Below are 20,134 nucleotides of genomic sequence, written 5' to 3' on the forward strand. Positions count from 1 at the left end.
GGGGCGTTACCGTCGCGGCCGCGCCTGGCTCGGGCGCGGCTGTCACCACGTTCGTGAAGTCTCCACCTGTCGGGACTTCACGAGTGCAGTCTGGCCCGACCGGGCGCCGGCCGGCCGGGCCAAAACGCTCGGGAAGGTCGGGCGCGTCCGAACGTCACGAGACAGGGACAAGTCGTCCGCTGCGGGCCTTTCGTCCGGCGTCCTGTCACCGCGTCAGCCGTCCTACCGTCCGCACCGCCGCCTCCGCCGCCGCCCGTCCGGTCCGGTAGGCGCCATGCGCGGTGGAGAAGTCGGACCGCGAGGTCGCCTCGCCGGCAAAGAACAACCGGTCGTCCACCGGCGCCGCCAGGATCGCCCGGTCGTCCGCCCGGCCGGGGAGGGCGGCCGAATAGGCGCCGAGGGCGAACGGGTCGCGCACCCAGGCGGTGGTGACGAGCGACCGCAGATGCCGGGCAAGATCGCCGCCGAACAGCCCGGTCAATTCCTCCACGGCATAGGCGAGGAACGCGTCCGGCCCGCCGGCTTCCAGCTCCACCGCGAGATCGCCCGCGAAAAACGCCTCGATCAAAGGCCGGCCGAACGGCTTCAGATGATAGGTGCCGGTGGCGGCCCTGTCCGGCCGGCCAAACACGTGGCCGCGCGGCAGGCGTTCGGGTTCGTCGATCGCCAGGAAAAGCTTGTCGGCCGCCCCGAGGGGCAGGCCGGCGGCGGCGTCCCGCTTGGCCGAAAGGTCCGGCACGAAGCGCGGCGTGCCGCGGGCGATCAGCGAGGACGGGACGGCGACGATCACCGCCGCGGCGGTCACCGTCCCGTGCGGCGTCTCCACCCGGATCGTCCGGCCGCCGTGGTCGATGGTCGTCACCGGGCAGTCGGTGACGATCGGCAGGCCGGCGCCGTGGCGGGCCACAAGCGCCCCATAGCCTTCGCGCACCCGCCAGTTCACGCCCGTGTCCGCGTAGCGGGCAAGGTCCCGCACCGAGATCCGGTCCGCGTGGGTGGCGCTCACATAGGTGTTCACCGCGTCGATCAGCGGGTTCCACGGCGATCCCGGCTCGAACAGCGTGGTGGCCGGCCGGTCCGCCGTGTCCTCGTCGTCGCCGACCCGGTCGAAATAGGCCTCCAGGGCCGCGTTGAAGTCCGCGACCCCGTTCGGCGGAAAGCCGACGCCGCCCGCCTGTTCGCCCCAGGCCGGAGGGCTGCGGTCCACCGTGAAGCCGTTCGCCTCGGCGATCGCCGTCCACGGGTTCACGTCGCCCGAGTGCAGCCAGGCGCAGCCCATGTCGAGCGGGTCGGGGCCGAGGTCGGTGCGGGTGTGGGCCCGCCCGCCGATCCGGGGGCGCGCCTCCAGGATGCGGCAGGAGACGCCGGCCTCGCCAAGCGCCTTGCCGGCGGCGATGCCCGCCGCGCCGGCGCCCACCACCACGACGGCCACGTCCACCCCGTCCGGCGTCGCGCCTTGTCCCGCACCGCGCGCCTCGTCCTTCGTCCCGCCCATCCGTCGTCCTCTTCCTGTTCTGGCGCCCCGCGAAACGCGGACCGTCTCGTCCCTCGTCCGCCGCCCGTCATCGCGCCGACCATGAACGAAAACGAGCCGCCGGTCGCCCGGCAGCTCGCATGTCTGGCGAGGGTTGCCCCCCATCACCGCATGGCGCTCACCGCATGGCGAGGTCGCGCCGGGCGGGGAAGCGAATCGCCTGGATCTTGGCGACAGCCGGCCCGGCGAAGCGCGCGGTGTCCACTCCGGCGGTCCTCACCGGCGAGAAGCCGGCGCCCACCACCTGAACCGGCGCCTCGAACAGGAGGTCGGTGCTCATCTGGTCGGGATGCCGCAGGTGCGCGAAGGCGTCGGCCGAGACCGAGGCGCCCGCGTCGTAGACCGGCATGTCCACCGGCGGCAGCGCCGCCGTCAGGATGGCGAGCGGGTCCGTCTTCGGGCTCGCGATCGGGGGCAAGAGCGCCAGCGGGTCGGCCTGACCGTTCACGGTCCGGCGCGGGGCCGTCAGCTCCGTGGCGGCGGCGCGGGCGATGCGCTGTTCCCGCGGCGCCGGCGGCAGCACCGGCTGCCGGGCGAGCGGCGCCTCGGCGGCGGAGGCATAGCCGAGCGCCGCCAGGGCGCGCCGGTCCTCCACCGGGTCCTGCGCCACCTCGGCAAGCGCCAGGGCGGCCGAGGCCGGGACGTCGTCGGCGGGCGCCGGAGCCGGGGCTTCCGCCACCGCGGCGATCGAGGGGCGCACCGGCGGCATGTCGGCGGCGGCCATCAGGGCCAGAAGTTCGGCCGGCTTGCCGCGCGGCACCAGGCTCGGCGTCGGCGGCAGGGCGGCGAGGGCCACCAGTTCCTCGGGCTTGGCCTTCGGCATCAGCGGCGGCACGGCGGCGTCCGCCACCGCGGCCGGGGCAGGGGCCTCCGGCGCCGGCAGACCGGCCGGCAGCGTCGCCTCGGCAAGGCTCGTCACCGGCGGCGCCGCCGGGGCGGCCTGCGGCTTCGGAACGTCGGCGACCACGATCGGGGCGGGCGCCGGGGCGGCCGGTGCCGGCGGGGCGATCGGCGGTGTCACGCGCTCCGTCCGCACCACGGCGGGGCCCTTCTTGTCCGGCTCCGGCGCGGCGGTCAGCGCCTGGCCGGTGGTGGAGGCGGCGTTCAGCTCTTCGGTGTCGTCCTCCTGATCGCCGAACAGCATGGCAAGGAGGCCCTTGGAGCGCTTGCGCCCGCCGCTCTCGTCCTCCGCCAAGGCGAGCGGCCGGGTCACCGAGCCGTTGCGCTTCAACTCGGCGAGCGCCTGCTGGTAGCCGGCGAGCGGCTTGCCGTCGGACGGCAGGTGGACGGTCTTGCCGTCGGGGAAGAGCTTGGCCAGCTGCTGGCGCGACATCCGCGGCCAGGCCCGCACGCTGCCCACGTCGATGTGCACGAAGGCGTTGCCGGCATTCGGATAGTAGCCGACGCCGCCGCGTTGCAGCTTCATGCCGATGGCGCGCAGCTTGGCGACGCCCACGTCCGGCAGGAAGAAGTCCATCGCCTTGCCGAGCGAATGCTGGCTGTGCTTGGCGACCGCCTTGGAGCGGGAGCGGAGCATGTTGTTGGTGGCGAGCGACCGATAGGCCGACACCACGTGCACCGGCTGGCGCGAGCCCGACTGCTGATAGACCTCCCACACCGTGTCGAACAGGCGGGGGTCCATGTTGGTCGGCTCGTTGCGGCGCCAGTCGCGCAGGAAGCGGTTCAATTCCTTCAAGGCGCTCGGAATGTACTTTCCGTTCTTCTTGAAGGTGATCGTCAGCCGTTCCTTGGTGTGCGTGTAATAGAGGTCCAGCGTCCGCGTCTCCGCGGCGGCGGTGGTCGGAGCGACCGTGCCGGTGACGACCAGGATGGCCAGCGCGCCCGCAAGCGCGCCAAGCAGCCGACGAGCCCTGCCGTCCGAACCGTGTCGGACCGAAAGGGGTGAGGTCGAGCGATCCGAACCATGCGTTTCGGGCCACGATCCGGCATTGCCAGCCGCGGCGGTCGACCGTTCAGTTCCAGTGTTCCGTTTCAAGCGGTCCTGCCAGATGTCAGGGTTTCTGCGCCAGCCCATCAGCGATCATGGTCCGAAAACCATTAATCGATGGTTTACCGTAAGACCTTGCTAACGATCCGACGCTGCCCCCGTTGATCCACGCCTACCCCGTCGAGCGGGCAAACACTAGCCGCCGCCGCGCCCGAATCCAACCCTGGAATCGCAATCCGCCTGCAAGAGCCTGACCTTGGCGGCGATCGCCGCCGCTTGGAACGGCGAAGGGCGGCGCCGTTTCCGGGCCGCCCTTCCGATCCACCTTCGACGATCTGATGAGATCAGAGCCCCAGCGCCGCCTTGACCTTGCCGGCGTGGCCGTAGAGGTCGTCGCGCAGCTGCAGCGTCCCGGCGTTGTCCACCCAGGCGGTGAAATAGCCGATGTGCACCTTCAGGTGCCGGTCGAGGTCGAGCCGCCGCTCGTCCCCGCCGTAGAGCGCCTGCACCTTTTCCGCCGTCCACTGCGGCTCGCCCTGGAGCACCGCGCGGGCGAACTCCAGCGGCTCGTCCACCCGCACGCAGCCGTGGCTGAACGCCCGCGTGGTCCGGTTGAACAGCTTGCGCGACGGCGTGTCGTGCAGGTAGACGGCGTGCTGGTTGGGGAACATGAACTTGATGTTGCCGAGCGCGTTCGCCTCGCCCGGCACCTGGCGGATGTGCACCGCCTTGACGGCGTTCTCGTCCCAGATCACCCGCGACGGGTCCACCAGCTGGCCGTCGAACAGCACCTCGTAGCCGTGCCGCTGGAAGTAGGCCGCCGGATTGGCCTGGATCTCCGGCAGCATCTCCTTGACCTTGATGCTCTCCGGCACGTTCCAGTAGGGGTTCACCACGAGATATTCCATCTCGTCGGAGAAGATCGGCGTCTGGTTCTTCACCGTGCCGACCACCACCCGCGCCGCGTGGATCTCCACCCCGTCGCGCACCACGCGCACCATGTATTCCGGCACGTTGACCAGCACGTGGTCGCGGCCGAGATCGCGCGGCATCCAGCGCCACATCTCCATGTTGGCGAGGATCTCGCCCTCCTCGTCCCGGTCGACGCCGTTGAGGACGGCCAGGGTCCGCGGCCCGATGATCCCGTCCGGGATGATGCCGGCCTTCTGCTGGTAGGCCTTCACGGCCTCCACCACCGCCGGATCGTAGAGGTCCGCGTCCGTGATCGTCGGGGCGTCCGTCGCCGTCCCGGTCTCCACGAGGCCGAGGCGGGCGCGGAGCGTGGCCACGCGCACGTCGCGCATGCCGGGCTTCAGCGCCGGACCCTCGGCGATCGGCTCCGGATGCGCCTCCGGCTCGCCGCGGGCGCGCACGGCGGCAAGCGCCTCGCGCAGCGCTGCGAACGCCGCGTGAGGCGGGTTGAACCCGTCGAGCGCCGCCGCCGGGTCGAGCGCGGTCGCCACCTGCCGGAGCGCGGTCGCGGCGTCCATGCGGGCGGTCTTGCGGGTGATGTTGGGGCTGATCCGGCCGGGCTCCACCCGCCCGCCGGAGGCCTGCTCGGCGAAGGTCACGATCGCCAGCGACAGCGCCACATCCCGTTCCGCCATGCCCATGCCGCCGGCCGGACCCTCGGTGGCCAGATCCGGAATGGCGAGCAGCGCCGGGTCCAGCCCGTCCGCGTCCGCCTGCCGAAGCCGGGTCGCGATCGCCTCGGCGGTCGTCGTGAAGGCGCCGTCGACGACCCAGGCCGGCAGGTCCGCCCGCTCCGCGTAGAAGGCCGAGACGGCCGCCGCGCGGCGCCGCGCGGTCGCGCCCTCGGCCGACTGGAGGGCCGTCAGCACCGCGCGGATCGAGGCCGAGATCGGCTCGCGCGCGGCGCCTTCGGCGGTCGCAGGTCCCGGCAAGTCCGGCAGCGCGGTCGTGGCGACGGCCGTCGGCGCCTGAACCGGCGTGATCGGCTCGGGCTCGACCACTACGCCGGTCGGCGTGTCGGAGAGCCCGCCCACCGTCGGGCGCGGGCTCTCGAGCGGCTGCAACGCCGGGGCCGGCGGGGCGATCTGGGTCGCCGTCGCCTGCTGCGGCACCGTCAGGACGAGCGGCCGCGCCGCGCCGGTGCCCAGCACCCGCAGCGTTCCGCCCTGGATCACGTGCACGGTCGGCGACCTGATGTCCTCGGCCCCGGCGCCGATCGGCGTCAGCGCGGTCCCGGCCGCGAGCACGAAGAGCAAGACCCGGCCAAACAATCCCGTCGTCATCTTAAATCCCCGAAATACGCCTTTATTTCTGTGGCCTTTGTGCTCAAAAGCGCAAGGGGGCGTCGCGCCGGCGCGGTCGTTATCCGGCTGGCGCGTCACTCGGCAGCCACACCCGGTTCGTCCGCGTTGTCGGCCAGCCCATACTCCTTGAGCTTCCTGTAGAGCGTCGACCGGCCGATGCCGAGCCGCCGCGCCACCTCCGCCATCCGGCCGCCGTAGTGGTCGATGGCGAGGCGGATCATCTCCTCCTCGATCAGCGCGAGGGTGCGGATGTGCCCGTCGTCCGCCAGCGAGCGCAGGAAGCCGAACGGCGCCGGATCCGTGCCCTTCGGCTGGCTGACTGCCACGCCGATCATCCCGTCGGTGGCAAGCGGCGCCGCCGGGTGCGCGCCCGTCGAAGCCGCGGTCTCGCGGACGGACGGCGGCGGCGGCGCCCGCTCCGCCTCGTCCGCGCCGGCGACCCGGCGGACCGCCGAGACGTGTCCCACCTGCGCGGCGATCTGCGGAAACTCGTCGGCGGTCAGGTGGCTGCCGTCCGAGAGGATCACGGCGCGGAACACCGCGTTCTCCAACTGGCGGATGTTGCCCGGCCAGGCATAGGCCTGCAGCATGGCGAGCGCGTCCTCGGTCACGCCGGTGAGCCGCCGCTTGCCCTCCTCGGCGGCGATCCGGCGCACGAAATGCTCCACCAGCCCCGGAATGTCCTCGCGCCGGTCGCGGAGCGGCGGCACGAAGATGGGGAAGACGTTCAGCCGGTAGTAGAGATCCTCGCGGAAGCGCCCTTCCTTGACCATGTCCACCAGGCGCCGGTTCGTCGCCGAAACGAGGCGGAAGTCCACTTTCACCGAGCGGCGGGCGCCGACCGGCTCGATCTCGCCCTCCTGCAGCGCGCGCAACAGCTTCACCTGGATGGCCGGCGGCAGTTCGCCCACCTCGTCGAGGAAGAGCGTGCCGCCGTTCGCCTCCTGGAACTTGCCCACGTGCTTGTCGACGGCGCCGGTGAAGGCGCCCTTCTCGTGGCCGAACAGGGTGCTCTCCACGAGGTTTTCCGGAATGGCCCCGCAGTTGACCGTCACGAACGGCTTGGTCCGCCGGTCCGAGGCGCTCTGGATCGCCCGCGCCACCAGTTCCTTGCCGACGCCGGACTCGCCCTCGATCAGCACCGGGATGGTGGAGGCCGCCGCCCGCTCGCCGAGCCGGATCACCCGGTCCATCTCGCCGGAGCGGGTGACGATGTCCCGGAAGCCGATCGCCCCGGGCGCCCGCCGCGACCGGCGCACCTCGCCTTCCAGCGCCCGCACCTTCAGGGCGTTCTGGATGGCGACCTGCAGCCGCTCCTGGCTCACCGGCTTGACGATGAAGTCGAACGCGCCCGCCCGCATGGCGCCGACCACCGTGTCGATGCCCCCGCGCGAGGTCTGCACGATGACCGGCAGGTCGACGCCGGCCCGCGCCAGCCGCTCCATCACCCCCATGCCGTCGAGGTCCGGCATGACGAGGTCGAGGATCAGGAGGTCCACATCCGCGCCGGCGGTCAGCTTCTCCACCGCCACCGTGCCGCTCTCCAGCGCTTGGGCCTCGTAGCCGAATCGGCGGACCGACTCCTCCAGGAGGCGACGCTGAACGGGATCGTCGTCGACGATGAGGACTGAAGCGGACATGAGGCGGAGCACCGGGTTTCCTGAAAGGCCGCGCGGCGCGGCCCTGTACCAATTCGGGTCATGCTGCCGCAACGCGGTAAACGGCTGTTTAACCGCGCGCCGCGGATCGCCCGATCGCATCAATTGTCTGGTTTGGTGTCCGGTCTGACGCAGCGCCCTGTCGTCCTTTGTGCCAATCGCTGTCCCGGCACAATCGGATGCATTGGACCTAATCCTTCCCCTGAGGGGAAGGTGGCCCAAAAGGCCGGAAAGGGTTGTATTTTCTGTCTCCTTCAGCATGACCAACCCAGTCCGAGCTCGACCGGACACGAAAACCAGCGGCTTCCCGGACAAAGACAATCCCACCCCGGCCTGCGGCCGGACCCTCCCCTGAGGGGAGGGATTCCATCGCCCGTCAGGCCACACCCCGTTCGCGGTTGATCCCGGACCCGTCCAACCAATATGGATGGTGCACCAGAGCCCGATCCGGAGAACCGCCCGCATGTCCGCCGAGACCGCCCATGAGACGCTGGGTCCCCTTCCCGAATGGGACCTCACCGCCCTCTATCCGTCCATGGACGCCCCTGGCCTGAAGGCCGATCTGGAGCGGGCTCGCACGGAGACCGATGCGTTCGCCAAGAGCCACAAGGGCACCTTGAAGGACGTGGCGTCCGGGCCGGACGGCGGCGCGCCGCTCGCCGCCATGGTGCGCGCCTACGAGGGCTTGAGCGAACTCCTCGGCCGGCTGATGTCCTTCGCCGGGCTCACCTATTCGGGCAACACCACGGATCCGGCGCGGGCGAAGTTCTACGGCGACGTGCAGGAGAAGGTGACGGCCGCGTCCTCCAACCTCCTCTTCTTCGAGCTGGAGCTGAACCGGCTGGACGACGCGGTGATCGCCGAGGCGCTGAAGGACCCGGCGCTCGCCCACTACCGCCCCTGGCTCACCGACATCCGCCTGGAGAAGCCCTACCAGCTGGAGGACCGGATCGAGGAGCTCTTCCACGAGAAGTCCATCACGGGCTACTCCGCCTGGAACCGGCTCTTCGACGAGACCATCGCCAGCCTGCGCTTCACCGTCGACGGCGAGGATCTTGCCATCGAGCAGACCCTGCACCTGATGCAGGAGCCCGACGAGGCCAAGCGCAAGGCCGCCGCCGAGGCCCTCGGCAAGACGTTCGGCGAGAACCTTAGGGTGTTCACGCTGATCACCAACGTGCTCGCCAAGGACAAGGAGATCTCCGACCGCTGGCGCGGCTTCAAGGACATCGCCGACGCCCGCCATCTCTCCAACCGGGTCGAGCGGGAGGTGGTGGACGCCCTCGTCTCCGCCGTCCAGGACGCCTATCCGCGCTTGTCGCACCGCTATTATGCCCTGAAGGCCAAGTGGATGGGCAAGTCCGCGCTCGCCTACTGGGACCGCAACGCGCCGCTGCCCGGCGCCGTCAACCGGCTGATCCCCTGGTCGGAGGCCAAGGACACGGTGCTCGACGCCTACGGCGGCTTCTCCCCGCGCATGGCCGAGATCGCCGGCCGTTTCTTCTCGGAGAACTGGATCGACGCGCCGACCCGCCCCGGCAAGGCGCCGGGTGCCTTCGCCCACCCGACGGTGCCGTCCGCCCATCCTTTCGTGCTCGTCAACTATCTCGGCCGCACCCGGGACGTGATGACGCTCGCCCACGAACTCGGCCACGGGGTGCACCAGGTGCTCGCCGGCCGGCAGGGCGCCCTGATGGCGCCGACGCCGCTGACGCTCGCCGAGACCGCCTCCGTGTTCGGCGAGATGCTGACCTTCCAGGCGCTCCTGAAGAAGGCCGGCTCCAAGGCCGAGCGGCGCACCATGCTGGCCTCCAAGGTGGAGGACATGATCAACACGGTCGTGCGCCAGATCGCCTTCTACACCTTCGAGCGGCGCATCCACGCGGCGCGCCGGGAGGGCGAGCTGACGTCCGAGCGGATCAACGAGATCTGGATGGGCGTGCAGGCCGAAAGCCTCGGGCCGGCCATCACCTTCGGGCCGGGCTACGAGACCTTCTGGACCTACATCCCCCACTTCATCCATTCGCCCTTCTACGTCTATGCCTATGCCTTCGGCGATTGCCTGGTGAATTCGCTCTATGCCGTGTTCGAGCGGGCCGAGCCGGGCTTCCAGGACAAGTATTTCGCCCTCCTGGAGGCCGGCGGCACCAAGCACCATTCCGAACTCCTGAAGCCCTTCGGCCTCGACGCCTCCGACCCGTCCTTCTGGCTCCTCGGCCTCGGGGTGATCGAGCGGATGATCGGCGAGCTGGAGGCCATGGAGGGCTGACGGCCGGTCCTGTCCGGGCGCGGCGGCACGGGTTTCGCATACCGTTCGCATGCCGGGTGCCGCCGCCCGATCGTCTTTCCTCCAGGTGTCCGATGCCCGCCTTCGCCCATACGCCCTACGACGGTTCCAAGAAGCCCTTCACCATCGGCCTCGCGCCGCTCGACATCGCCACCTGGATCGAACCGGACGAAAAGCTCGGCGCCTATCTGGCCGAGAAGGAGGACCTCTACGCCACCCGGCTCGAGCGGGTCTTCGACGCCGAGGCCGGCACCGAGGCCGCCCAGGCGGAGGTGTTCGGCGCCCTCGTCGATCACCTGACGGATCGCTTCCCGGCCATCTATCAGCGCGACGCCGACCGTGTCCGGGTCGCCGGCACCGACGTCGCGGTGCCGCTCAGCCCCGCCGAGCCGCCTCTCCTCGCCGCCTCCCGTCTCGTCCAGGAGGACCTCGTCCTCATGCGCCGCGACGAGCGCGGCTGGCGGCTGGTGGCGGCGGCGCTGTGCTTTCCCTCCTCCTGGTCGCTCAAGGAGAAGTTCGGCCGCACCCTCGACGAGATCCACGGCCCCGTCCCCCATTACGCCGGGTCGATGGCGGCGCGGATGAACCGCATCTTCGACACGCTGAAGGTGGAGATCCCGGTCTGGCGGGTGAACTGGTCCATCTACCCGGACCGCGCGTTGCACCACCCGGAATCCAAGCAGCTGCCGCGCGACTGGTTCGCCGGCGAGGGCGCGGAAGCCTTCGTGCGCGTGGAGCGCCAGACCCTCACCCGCATGCCCGTAAGCGGGGATATCCTCTTCACCATCAAGGTCCATGTTGACCCGATTGCCGACTTCGCGCGGCATCCGGACGGTGTAGCGCTCGCAACGGGGCTACATGCGCAACTTATGGGCCTGGACGCGCTACAACTGGGCTACAAATCCCTTACATCGCACCGCGACAGTCTCGCCTCACGGTTGCAGACTTTGGCGAACCTCGCGCCAGCGGAGTGATATTCACGCCCTGAACCGTCACGCCATGACGACGCGATTCCGGCCGAGAAACTTCGCCATATAGAGCCGCTTGTCCGCGAGCGTCAGCGCGGCCTGGAACGGATCGCCCTGCGCCCACGCCGCCGCGCCGAGGCTCGCCGTGACCGACAGGCCCTCCGCGATCTCGGCCCAGGCGTGATCCTGGATGTCGTCGAGCAGCGAATCGAGCCGCCGCGCGCTCACGATGCCTTTGAAAAGAATGAGGAATTCTTCTCCGCCCCAGCGCACGCAAAGATCGGACGGACGCGAGGAGGCCACCAGTTGCCGGGCCACCGCGGCGATCACCCGGTCGCCGATCTGGTGCGAGAAGCGGTCGTTGATCGTCTTGAAATGATCGATGTCCACGATCGCCACCGTGACCATGCCGCGCCGCCGCCGCCGCTCCAGGGTCTCCACCGTCTGCTCCAGGAGGCGCCGGTTGCCGATCCGGGTCAGCGGGTCGGTGAGCGCGTCCTGCGTCAGCCGCTGCCGCTCGGCGTTCAATTTCTCGTTTCGTGTCCGTAGCTTAGCCTCCCGGCGCGCCACCCGGAGCGAAGCCAGCCTCTCCCGCCGCCGCCCCGCCTCCGCCGCGTCCATCCGCTCGGCCATCTCGATCACCAGGTCGATCTGGTGGGCCCGGTCGGCCCGCTCCGCCGCAAACGCCTCCAGGAGATCCGCCCAAGCGGCATCCGGCCGGCCGTCCACCCGGTGGACGATGGCGGATGCCTCGTGAAAGCTCGCCGCCCAGAGAAGCGTCCGCCACATCGGCATGATGCTTCGGATCTTCTCCAGGAGACCCCGGGCGAAGGCCACATCGCCGTTCACCGTCGCCTCGAACCGGGCCCAGGCGATCGCCGTGTTGAGGAGGCGGTCCGGGCAGCTGAGCAGTTGTTCGGAGGTCAGGCCGAACAGCCTCTCCCGGCACTCCGCGTCGGTAATGCCCATCATGGCCCGGCACCGGCCGAGGTTGACGAACACCATGGGCGCATGCACCGGAACCAGGGATTCCACCGGTTCGCGGGCCTTCGTCAGCAGCCGATCCGCCTCCTGGAGGGCGGGAATCGGGCCGACGACCCGCTCGCCCACACGCTGCGCCACGTCCTCCGTCAGGGCCGCCGCCAGGATGGCCCGCGCGTAGCAGGATCGGAAAGTGGAGTTCGGCCCGGGCGGTACCGTCTCCAGCACCTCAAGGCAGTCCCGAAACGGCTGGATCGCGTCGGTCACCCGGCCGATCGAAAGGCGCAACTCGCCGAGCCGCATCAAGGCCACGAAGAGGCCCTCGCCGCCGACGCGCGCGGCCGTGGCGACCGCCTGGTTCGCCAGCGGGACCGACCGGCCGAAGTCGCCCATCACGGCGATCTGGACGCTGTAGATGGAGAGGAAGTCCGCGACCGCCATCTTGTCGGAGCAGCGGCGCGCCCAGGCTTCCCCGACCCGAAGCACCTCCAGGCTCTCCATCGTCTCCTTGTTCCGGTCGAGCAGACGCGCCAGCTGGCTCGTCAGGCGCAAAACCGCCGCGGCGTCGCGCTGATGGCGCGCCAACTCCAGTCCGCTCCGCGCCGCCGCAACAGCGCCGGGCCGGTCGCAGAAGTCCTCGCAGTGCCACGACAATTCGAGCCAGCCAAGCGCCGTATCGGGCGCGGATCCGGAGGTTCCCGTCGCCATGCGCGGTTTGACAGAAGTGGGTGAGGCTTCGGTCACAGTCGCCATCCCGTCGTTTGACACCGGGCGCCATCTTAGCATGCTACTTCTTACAGTTTTGACGATAGAAGACGCCCGTACCCGCCGAGCGACGGAGAAGAGGCCTGCCGCGCGGCGGATCGCCGGCGGCTCATCGGCCGTGACTTTCGGCGCGCCGGACCTACATGAAGGAAGCCATCGCAAGGATCATCCGACACCCATGCCCCTGCCGCCCGACACCGAACGCAACCGCTTCTCCGCCCGCGCCAGCCGCTACGGCAGGGTCGGCACCAATCTCGGGGGCGCGGCGATCCGCATGGCCGGCCAGCGCCTGTTCGGGGCGGAGGACGACAAGGCCGCCGCGACGGCGCTCACGGCTGCGCTCGGCAACCTGAAAGGGCCGATCATGAAGGTGGCGCAGCTGCTCGCCACCATCCCGGAGGCCCTGCCGCCGGAGTATGCCGAGGAGCTCTCCCAGCTTCAGTCCAACGCGCCGCCCATGGGAGCGGCCTTCGTGAAGCGCCGCATGGCCGCGGAACTCGGGCTCGACTGGGAGAAGCGGTTCGCCAGCTTCGACCGGGCGCCCGCCGCCGCCGCCTCGCTCGGGCAGGTGCACAAGGCGACGCTGCCGGACGGCACCCCGGTCGCTGTGAAGCTGCAGTATCCGGACATGCAGTCGGCGGTCGAGGCGGACCTGAAGCAGCTCGACCTTGCCTTCTCCCTGCACCGGCGGTTCCGCCCGGCGGTGGACACGCGGGAGATCTTCACCGAGATTGCCGACCGGATCCGCGAGGAGCTGGACTACACCCGCGAGGCCAAGCACGCCCGTCTCTACCGCGCCGTGCTCGGCGGCGACGACCTGGTGCGGGTGCCGGAGGTCCACGCCGATCTCTCCACGCGCCGTCTGATCACGCTCGGCTGGCTGGAGGGGCGGCGCCTGCTCGACCACAAGGACGCCGACCAGACGGTGCGCAACCGGCTCGCCACGGCGCTTTTCCAGGCCTGGTGGTATCCCTTCGCCCACGTGGGCATCATCCACGGCGATCCGCATCTCGGCAACTACACCGCCTTCGATCGCACCGAAGGCGGCGAGACGGTGGTCGGGGCCGGCATCAATCTGCTCGACTACGGCTGCATCCGCATCTTCCCGCCCGCCTTCGTCGGCGGTGTGGTGGACCTCTACCGGGGCCTTGAGTCCGACGACCAGGAGCGTATCGTCCACGCCTATGAGACCTGGGGCTTCCGCGGCCTGAAGAAGGACCTGATCGAGGTCTTGAACATCTGGGCCCGCTTCATCTACGGGCCCCTCCTCGATGACCGGGTGCGCACGGTGGCGGACGGCATCAGCCCCGGCCAGTATGGGCGGGAGCAGGCGTTCCGGGTGCATCAGGCGCTGAAGGAGAAGGGGCCGGTGACGATCCCGCGGGAGTTCGTCTTCATGGACCGCGCCGCCATCGGCCTTGGCGGCGTCTTCCTGCACCTCGACGCGGAACTGAACTTCCACCGGTTGTTCGAGGCGCAGATCGAAGGGTTTTCTCTGCCGACACTGGCGGAAAAGCAGCAGGCCGCGCTGGCGACCGCCGGCCTGACCGGGCACTGAGCCGGAACCGGTGTGCCTGACCGAGGACCCGGCGGCACGCCGCCGGGTCGGCCGGTCGGATCAGGCGGCGCGCGCCTCGTCGGCCTCGTCCTCGATGTCCTCGGCGAAGTCGCCCTCTTCCTCCTCGCCGTCGTCGTCGTCGTCCGCCGGCACGATGTTGGTCAGCATGGCGATGCGCCACTCCGGACCGTCCAGCACCAGGTGATAGTGGCAGGCGAAGTCGAACACCGCCTCGCCGTCGGTGTCCTCCTGGTCCCATTCCACGGTGACGATGGCGGTTTCCCCGTGCACCGACACGTCCGTGATGGTGGGCGTCGACAGCACCGCGCCGGCCTGGTCGTAGAGCTTCAGCACCGCGCGCACGTTCTCGGCCATCTCCTCGGCGTCGGTGAACACGTGGCCCTTGCCGAACTGCCAGATGACGGCCGGATAGGCGAAGCAGTCCAGCACCGCGTCGATGTCGTGGTCGTTGATCCCGGCCGCGTAGGAGTCGATCAGGGTTTCGATTTCGGCTTCAGGATCGAACTCGGACATGCATTCCTCCATGGGCGCCCCAAGGCGGCCCGGGCCGGATCGACGGCGCGCCAACGGCGGTCGTCGCCGGGCGCGTCGGCCCCTCGAATCGGGCGCCCGGTTTTCCCACCGTATCCAGCCCTCGGTTAACGCCGACTGGCGGCGCGGCTGCCCCGGCCGGCGGCGCGGTGCCAAGATGGCAGGGGCCTTGGAGGCTGTCCAGAATGCAAGTCGACCATCGGATCGACGCGGTTCTTGATATCCCCTGCCTATCTGTTTATTCCAGTTCATCGTGCTCAGTCTGAGCATATCCCGTGTGGGGGGTCGGATCAGATCGCGGACGTGGCCGGGCAACCGGCCGCATTGCCGTGGCGGGGCGTTTGCGCTAAAGCGCGCATTGAACGTCCAATCCGATCGGGAGGAACGACCGTGGCCGACAATGATGGTTCGATGATGGACTACAACGAGCATGAGAAGACCTACGCGCTCTTCATCACGCTCACCAAGTACGGCACGGCTATCGTTGCCATCATCCTGATCCTCATGGCGCTCTTCCTCGTCTGACGCTGGCGCGCCCGCCCTCCCGAGGGAGGGACGGGCCTGCCGCGCGACGGACAAGCCGGCTCCCCGCCGGCCCGCATCGCTTCCCCGCATCGGCGCCGCCGGTGCGGAGATGCCGCCGTCATCGAGGAGAGACCATGAAGATCGCCGTTCCGCGCGAGGTGGATCCGGAGGAAAGCCGTGTCGCGGCGACCCCGGACACCGTGAAACGTTACATCGGGCTCGGTGCCACCGTCGCCGTCGAGACCGGGGCGGGGCTGAAATCCCGGATCCCCGACGCCGAGTACGCCGCCGCTGGCGCGACCATCGCGCCGTCCGCCGCCGAGGCGGTCGCCGACGCCGACGTCGTGCTGAAGGTGCGCCGCCCGGACGCGTCCGAGATCGGCGCCTACCGGCGTGGTGCCCTCGTCATCGCCATCATGGATCCCTACGGCCAGGCGGAAGCGCTCAAGGCCTTCGCCGACGCGGGCCTGACCGCCGCGGCCATGGAGCTGATGCCGCGCATCACCCGCGCGCAGGTGATGGACGTGCTCTCCAGCCAGGCCAATCTGGCCGGCTACCAGGCGGTGGTCGACGCCGCCGGCACGTACGGCCGCGCGATGCCGATGATGATGACCGCGGCCGGCACCGTTCCGGCCGCCCGCGTCTTCGTCATGGGCGCCGGCGTCGCCGGCCTGCAGGCGATCGCCACCGCCCGGCGCATGGGCGCGGTGGTCACCGCCACCGACGTCCGCCCCGCCGCCAAGGAGCAGGTGGAGAGCCTCGGCGCCAAGTTCGTGGCGGTCGAGGACGAGGAGTTCCGCCAGGCGGAAACGGCAGCCGGCTACGCCAAGCCCATGTCGGCGGAATACCAGGCCAAGCAGGCGGCTCTCGTCGCCGAGCACATCAAGAAGCAGGACATCGTCATCACCACGGCGCTGATCCCGGGCCGGCCCGCGCCGAAGCTCGTGTCCGCCGACATGGTCGCCTCCATGAAGCCGGGCTCGGTGCTGGTGGACCTTGCGGTGGAACGCGGCGGCAACGTGGACGGCGCCAAGTCCGGCCATACGGTGGAGACCGAGGGCGGCGTGACCATCCTCGGCCTTGCCAACGCCGCCGGGCGCATCGCCGCCACCGCCTCGCAGCTCTACGCCAAGAACCTCTTCGCCTTCGTGGAGACCCTGGTCGACAAGAAGGAAAAGCGGCTCGCCGTCAATTGGGACGACGAGCTCGTCAAGGCGACGGTTCTCACCCGCGACGGCGCGATCGTCCATCCGCAGTTCCAGAGCTGACGGGGAGGCTCTTCCATGGCTGACACCATTTCCGCCGAGCAGGCCATCGAGCAGGCGCGCCAGGCCGCCGACGCCGCGCTCCGCGCCGCCAACGAGGCCCGCGAGGCCGCCAACGCGGCAAGCGCCGCCATCCACTCCACCGGCGGCTTCGACACCGCCGCCGACGGGCTCGCCCACGCGGCGAGCGCCGCCACGGGCGGGGTGATCGACCCGTTCGTCTTTCGCCTCTCCATCTTCGTCTTGGCGATCTTCGTCGGCTACTACGTGGTCTGGTCGGTGACACCGGCCCTCCACACGCCGCTGATGGCCGTCACCAACGCCATCTCGTCGGTGATCATCGTCGGCGCGCTCCTGGCCGTCGGCGTGCAGCTGATGGAACCCGGCACCGGAGTCGCGCGCGGCTTCGGCTTCGTCGCCGTGGTGTTGGCCGCCGTCAACATCTTTGGCGGCTTCCTCGTCACGAGCCGCATGCTCGCCATGTACAAGAAGAAGAGCTGAGGGGGGCGCCGACATGTCCGCGAACATTGCCGCCACCCTTTACCTCGTCTCGGGTGTGCTCTTCATCCTGGCCCTCAGGGGCCTTTCCAGCCCGGTCACGTCGCGCCGGGGCAACCTGATGGGCATGGCCGGCATGGCCATCGCCGTCCTCACCACGCTCTTCCTGATCCCGCCGTCGTTCGGCGCCTACGCGCTGATCATCGTGGCGCTCGCCATCGGCGGCGGCGCGGGCGCCTACATCGCCCGCAAGATCGCCATGACGGCAATGCCGCAGCTGGTGGCGGCCTTCCACTCGCTCGTCGGCCTCGCCGCGGTGCTGGTGGCGGCGGCGGCGCTCTACGCGCCGGCGGCGTTCGGCATCGGCCTGCCGGGGGAGATCCACGCCCAGGCGCTGGTGGAGATGAGCCTCGGCGTCGCCATCGGCGCCATCACCTTCACCGGCTCGGTGATCGCCTTCGCCAAGCTCGACGGCCGCATGAGCGGCCGGCCGATCCTGTTGCCGGGCCGGCACATGATCAACGGCGGCCTCGCCATCATCCTGCTGCTCCTGATCGTCGTGCTGGTACAGACCGAAAGCCACGGCGTCTTCTGGCTGATCGTCATCGTCTCGCTGGTGCTTGGCGGCCTGATCATCATCCCGATCGGCGGCGCCGACATGCCGGTGGTGGTGTCCATGCTGAACAGCTATTCCGGCTGGGCGGCGGCGGGCATCGGCTTCACCCTCGGCAACACGGCGCTGATCATCACCGGCGCTCTGGTCGGCTCGTCGGGCGCGATCCTCAGCTACATCATGTGCAAGGGCATGAACCGGAGCTTCATCTCCGTCATCCTCGGCGGCTTCGGCGGCGAGACCGCCGGCCCTGCGGGCGGGGCGGTGGAGCAGCGGCCGGTGAAGCAGGGCTCGGCCGAGGACGCGGCCTTCATCATGAAGAACGCCTCCAAGGTCATCATCGTGCCGGGCTACGGCATGGCGGTGGCCCAGGCCCAGCACGCGCTCCGCGAGATGGCCGACAAGCTGAAGCACGAGGGCGTGGAGGTGAAGTACGCCATCCACCCGGTGGCGGGCCGTATGCCCGGCCATATGAACGTGCTCCTCGCCGAGGCCAACGTGCCCTATGACGAGGTGTTCGAACTGGAGGACATCAACTCCGAGTTCGCCCAGGCGGACGTCGCCTTCGTCATCGGCGCCAACGACGTGACGAACCCGGCGGCGAAGACCGACAAGTCGTCGCCCATCTACGGCATGCCCATCCTGGACGTGGAGAAGGCCGGCACCGTGCTCTTCATCAAGCGCGGCATGGGATCCGGCTACGCCGGCGTGGAGAACGAGCTCTTCTTCCGCGACAACACCATGATGCTGTTCGCCGACGCCAAGAAGATGGTGGAGACGATCGTTAAGAACCTGGAGTGAGCGCCCTACGGCTCGCTTGAGACGACAAGGAGCGGCCGGTCTCCCTCGGGAGGCCGGCCGTTCGTCGTTCGGGCACACCCCTTCGCGCGGGCGACATGAGAGCGTGCCACCATGCGCGCCTCTTCCCGGGAGGGCTCGCCATGATCCGCTCGACGACCGCCGCCTCGCTGCTCGCCTTGATGCTTGTTCTTCCGGTACCGGCGCTTGCGGTGACCGACGACGATCTCGCCGCCGCCGCCGAGTTTGCAGCGCGCAAGGATTTCCTCGCCGCCAAGGTCCATTCGGACGCCGGCCGCTACGGGGAGGCCGAGGCGCTGCTTCGGACCGCCGACGCGGCCGAGCCCAACAATGCCGACATCCTGAACCTCCTCGGCTTCGTCACGCGCAAGCAGGGTCGGCTCGCCGAGGCGCGCGGCTACTACGACCGGGCGCTCGCCAAGAATCCCGACCATCGCGGTGCCCGAGAGTACCGGGGCGAACTGTTCGTAGAGACCGGCGACCTTACGGCGGCGCGTGCGGAGCTCGCCGAGCTGGAACGCATCTGCGGCACCACGTGCGAGGAGTATCGCGAACTCGCCGAGGTCCTGTCCGCCGCGGGGTCGTGACCGGCCCGATCAGGACCGCCAGGGGCGGATCGCATCGGTCCGGCGGGACAGCGTGGCGGGATCGAGCGGTGGCGAGTGGAAGGCGATGCGGAGGGCGAGGCCGAGGATCATGCCGATGCAGACGGTTGCCAGCAGAACGTAGAGCGCGCCCGCGAGCAGGAGGAAGGCGAAGCCGGCAAGGCCCTCCCAACGCGGGATCAGCTGATGGACGGCGAAGAGCAACAGCGTCACGGCGAGAGCACCGGCGCAGCCCCGGACGAGCACCCAGCCGCAGTTCGAGAGGAAGCCGTTGAGACGGTAGGGATCGCGGCGATAGCCGGCGATGATGCCGGCCGTCAACACGGCGATCCAGAGGAAGATCACCTCGATCATGGCATGCATCCGCGCGTTCTACGAATGCATGTTCTACTATGTTCAAGTGTGCGAATGGCTAACGAAGGCGCTCAGGCCGTGCCGCTGGAGCGCAGTGCTTCGCGGGCGGGGCTGTAGCTCGGGTCGAGCACGGTGGCGCGGGTGATCGAGTTGCGGCCGTTGGAGACGTCGCCGGTGCGGATCTGGGCGACACCGAGATTGGTCCAGAAGGCGGCGGATTCCTTGTTGCGGTTCACCGCGGCGGCGAAATCCGTCAGTGCGTCCTTGTCCTCGCCGCGGGCGAGGTGGCTCTGGCCACGCGCGTTGTAGGGCTCGGCGGCATTCGGATCGAGGGCGATCGCCACATCGAAATCCGCGATGGCGCGCGTGTGGTCGGCGCCTGCCTGATAGATGAGGCCGCGGTTGTAGTAGGCACGCGCATCCGAGGTGTTGAGCGTGATGGCGGTGTTGAAGTCGGCAAGCGCCGCGTCGAGTTGCCCCGCTTGCCGGTAGAGCGTGCCGCGACCCAGATAGGCGACCGCATAGTTCGGGTTGATGCTGATCGCCTGGTTGTAGTCGTTCAGCGCTTGCTGGTTGCGCTGAAGGCGGCGGAACACCAGGGCCCTGTTCGCATAGGCCTGATGGAAGGTCGGGTTCAGCTGGATGGCGGCGTTGAAGTCCGCGATCGCCTCCTCCAGGCGCCCGGCCTGGCCAAGGGCGGTGCCGCGGATGTTGTAGGCGGTGGCGTCGCTGGGGTTGCGCGCGATGACGGCCGTGAGCGACGAGAGGTTGGCTTCCGATCCGGCGCTCGGGTCGATCGGCGTCGTGTCGACCGGGGGCCGCTCGCCCGATTGGCATCCCGCGACCAGCAGCGCCACCAGGAGAGCGCTTCCGAGCGCGAGGCGCGGGGGCGTGCGACGAACGGTGGACATCATTGCCTGCATCTCCT

16 protein-coding genes are annotated in these 20,134 nt (G+C 69.7%); 8 read left to right on the forward strand and 8 right to left on the reverse strand.

Features of this window, described 5'->3' with window-relative positions; translation table 11 throughout:
• Positions 1-205: 205 nt before the first annotated feature.
• The 4 genes from BUQ68_RS06795 to BUQ68_RS06810 all read right to left on the reverse strand — a co-directional run bounded on the left by BUQ68_RS06795 (position 206) and on the right by BUQ68_RS06810 (position 7,398).
• On the reverse strand, positions 206-1,495 hold the full coding sequence (locus BUQ68_RS06795) for a flavin monoamine oxidase family protein (RefSeq protein ID WP_075215203.1): 1,290 nt from the start codon (positions 1,493-1,495) through the stop codon (positions 206-208).
• Positions 1,496-1,652: 157 nt separating this feature from the next.
• Positions 1,653-3,530: a peptidoglycan L,D-endopeptidase MepK gene (locus tag BUQ68_RS23975; protein WP_245293185.1), complete on the reverse strand. Its 1,878-nt coding sequence runs from the start codon at positions 3,528-3,530 to the stop codon at positions 1,653-1,655.
• A gap of 296 nt (positions 3,531-3,826) precedes the next feature.
• Positions 3,827-5,737, reverse strand: a complete 1,911-nt coding sequence (locus tag BUQ68_RS06805; RefSeq protein WP_139315167.1) for a L,D-transpeptidase family protein — start codon at positions 5,735-5,737, stop codon at positions 3,827-3,829.
• Between the two features lie 95 nt (positions 5,738-5,832).
• On the reverse strand, positions 5,833-7,398 hold the full coding sequence (locus BUQ68_RS06810; RefSeq protein ID WP_075215474.1) for a sigma-54-dependent transcriptional regulator: 1,566 nt from the start codon (positions 7,396-7,398) through the stop codon (positions 5,833-5,835).
• Between the two features lie 445 nt (positions 7,399-7,843).
• Here BUQ68_RS06810 and BUQ68_RS06815 point away from each other — a divergent pair, with 445 nt between their 5' ends.
• The gene (locus tag BUQ68_RS06815; RefSeq protein WP_083656357.1) at positions 7,844-9,685 is read left to right on the forward strand and encodes a M3 family oligoendopeptidase; all 1,842 of its coding nucleotides are present in this window, start codon (positions 7,844-7,846) and stop codon (positions 9,683-9,685) included.
• Between the two features lie 92 nt (positions 9,686-9,777).
• Complete coding sequence (locus BUQ68_RS06820; protein ID WP_075215207.1) at positions 9,778-10,677, forward strand: heme-dependent oxidative N-demethylase family protein; 900 nt, start codon at positions 9,778-9,780, stop codon at positions 10,675-10,677.
• An 18-nt stretch (positions 10,678-10,695) separates the two neighbouring features.
• On the opposite strand, the gene BUQ68_RS06825 is transcribed toward BUQ68_RS06820, so the two are convergent.
• The gene (locus tag BUQ68_RS06825; RefSeq protein ID WP_139315168.1) at positions 10,696-12,360 is read right to left on the reverse strand and encodes a GGDEF domain-containing protein; all 1,665 of its coding nucleotides are present in this window, start codon (positions 12,358-12,360) and stop codon (positions 10,696-10,698) included.
• A 235-nt stretch (positions 12,361-12,595) separates the two neighbouring features.
• On the opposite strand from BUQ68_RS06825, the gene BUQ68_RS06830 reads away from it, so the two are divergent.
• A complete protein-coding gene (locus BUQ68_RS06830) occupies positions 12,596-13,975 on the forward strand; it encodes an ABC1 kinase family protein (protein ID WP_075215209.1) in 1,380 nt (459 codons plus the stop codon).
• A gap of 60 nt (positions 13,976-14,035) precedes the next feature.
• Here BUQ68_RS06830 and BUQ68_RS23605 read toward each other — a convergent pair whose 3' ends face one another.
• The gene (locus tag BUQ68_RS23605) at positions 14,036-14,509 is read right to left on the reverse strand and encodes a YybH family protein (RefSeq protein ID WP_075215210.1); all 474 of its coding nucleotides are present in this window, start codon (positions 14,507-14,509) and stop codon (positions 14,036-14,038) included.
• Between the two features lie 408 nt (positions 14,510-14,917).
• Between BUQ68_RS23605 and BUQ68_RS06840 the strand changes: the two genes are divergently transcribed.
• The 5 genes from BUQ68_RS06840 to BUQ68_RS06860 all read left to right on the forward strand — a co-directional run bounded on the left by BUQ68_RS06840 (position 14,918) and on the right by BUQ68_RS06860 (position 18,834).
• Positions 14,918-15,052: an aa3-type cytochrome c oxidase subunit IV gene (locus BUQ68_RS06840; RefSeq protein WP_245293186.1), complete on the forward strand. Its 135-nt coding sequence runs from the start codon at positions 14,918-14,920 to the stop codon at positions 15,050-15,052.
• 134 nt (positions 15,053-15,186) lie between these two features.
• Entirely contained in the window at positions 15,187-16,320 is a 1,134-nt protein-coding gene (locus tag BUQ68_RS06845) for a Re/Si-specific NAD(P)(+) transhydrogenase subunit alpha (protein WP_075215212.1), read from the forward strand.
• A 15-nt stretch (positions 16,321-16,335) separates the two neighbouring features.
• Positions 16,336-16,818 carry an NAD(P) transhydrogenase subunit alpha part 2 gene (locus BUQ68_RS06850; RefSeq protein WP_075215213.1) on the forward strand — a complete coding sequence of 161 codons (483 nt, stop codon included), beginning with the start codon at positions 16,336-16,338 and terminating at the stop codon, positions 16,816-16,818.
• 13 nt (positions 16,819-16,831) lie between these two features.
• Complete coding sequence (locus tag BUQ68_RS06855; protein ID WP_075215214.1) at positions 16,832-18,229, forward strand: NAD(P)(+) transhydrogenase (Re/Si-specific) subunit beta; 1,398 nt, start codon at positions 16,832-16,834, stop codon at positions 18,227-18,229.
• 140 nt (positions 18,230-18,369) lie between these two features.
• Positions 18,370-18,834 carry a tetratricopeptide repeat protein gene (locus tag BUQ68_RS06860; RefSeq protein ID WP_075215215.1) on the forward strand — a complete coding sequence of 155 codons (465 nt, stop codon included), beginning with the start codon at positions 18,370-18,372 and terminating at the stop codon, positions 18,832-18,834.
• A 9-nt stretch (positions 18,835-18,843) separates the two neighbouring features.
• Here the strand turns inward: BUQ68_RS06860 and BUQ68_RS06865 are convergent, their stop codons facing one another.
• Both BUQ68_RS06865 and BUQ68_RS06870 read right to left on the reverse strand, forming a co-directional pair.
• On the reverse strand, positions 18,844-19,206 hold the full coding sequence (locus BUQ68_RS06865) for a hypothetical protein (protein WP_075215216.1): 363 nt from the start codon (positions 19,204-19,206) through the stop codon (positions 18,844-18,846).
• A 71-nt stretch (positions 19,207-19,277) separates the two neighbouring features.
• The gene (locus BUQ68_RS06870; protein WP_245293187.1) at positions 19,278-20,120 is read right to left on the reverse strand and encodes a tetratricopeptide repeat protein; all 843 of its coding nucleotides are present in this window, start codon (positions 20,118-20,120) and stop codon (positions 19,278-19,280) included.
• Between the last annotated feature and the right edge of the window lie 14 nt (positions 20,121-20,134).

Origin of the sequence: Mongoliimonas terrestris (assembly GCF_001927285.1) — a bacterium.
In the GTDB taxonomy this organism is placed as follows: Bacteria; Pseudomonadota; Alphaproteobacteria; order Rhizobiales; family Pleomorphomonadaceae; genus Chthonobacter; species Chthonobacter terrestris.

What these genes read in the sequence shown, in the direction of transcription:
- BUQ68_RS06865 (WP_075215216.1), bottom strand. Translation starts at nt 19,206, where the DNA reads ATGATCGAGGTGATCTTCCTCTGGATCGCCGTGTTGACGGCCGGCATC.
- BUQ68_RS06820 (WP_075215207.1), top strand. Translation starts at nt 9,778, where the DNA reads ATGCCCGCCTTCGCCCATACGCCCTACGACGGTTCCAAGAAGCCCTTC.
- BUQ68_RS06830 (WP_075215209.1), top strand. Translation starts at nt 12,596, where the DNA reads ATGCCCCTGCCGCCCGACACCGAACGCAACCGCTTCTCCGCCCGCGCC.
- BUQ68_RS06870 (WP_245293187.1), bottom strand. Translation starts at nt 20,120, where the DNA reads ATGATGTCCACCGTTCGTCGCACGCCCCCGCGCCTCGCGCTCGGAAGC.
- BUQ68_RS23605 (WP_075215210.1), bottom strand. Translation starts at nt 14,509, where the DNA reads ATGTCCGAGTTCGATCCTGAAGCCGAAATCGAAACCCTGATCGACTCC.
- BUQ68_RS06860 (WP_075215215.1), top strand. Translation starts at nt 18,370, where the DNA reads ATGATCCGCTCGACGACCGCCGCCTCGCTGCTCGCCTTGATGCTTGTT.
- BUQ68_RS06815 (WP_083656357.1), top strand. Translation starts at nt 7,844, where the DNA reads ATGGTGCACCAGAGCCCGATCCGGAGAACCGCCCGCATGTCCGCCGAG.
- BUQ68_RS06795 (WP_075215203.1), bottom strand. Translation starts at nt 1,495, where the DNA reads ATGGGCGGGACGAAGGACGAGGCGCGCGGTGCGGGACAAGGCGCGACG.
- BUQ68_RS06805 (WP_139315167.1), bottom strand. Translation starts at nt 5,737, where the DNA reads ATGACGACGGGATTGTTTGGCCGGGTCTTGCTCTTCGTGCTCGCGGCC.
- BUQ68_RS06810 (WP_075215474.1), bottom strand. Translation starts at nt 7,398, where the DNA reads ATGTCCGCTTCAGTCCTCATCGTCGACGACGATCCCGTTCAGCGTCGC.
- BUQ68_RS06850 (WP_075215213.1), top strand. Translation starts at nt 16,336, where the DNA reads ATGGCTGACACCATTTCCGCCGAGCAGGCCATCGAGCAGGCGCGCCAG.
- BUQ68_RS06825 (WP_139315168.1), bottom strand. Translation starts at nt 12,360, where the DNA reads ATGGCGACGGGAACCTCCGGATCCGCGCCCGATACGGCGCTTGGCTGG.
- BUQ68_RS06845 (WP_075215212.1), top strand. Translation starts at nt 15,187, where the DNA reads ATGAAGATCGCCGTTCCGCGCGAGGTGGATCCGGAGGAAAGCCGTGTC.
- BUQ68_RS06855 (WP_075215214.1), top strand. Translation starts at nt 16,832, where the DNA reads ATGTCCGCGAACATTGCCGCCACCCTTTACCTCGTCTCGGGTGTGCTC.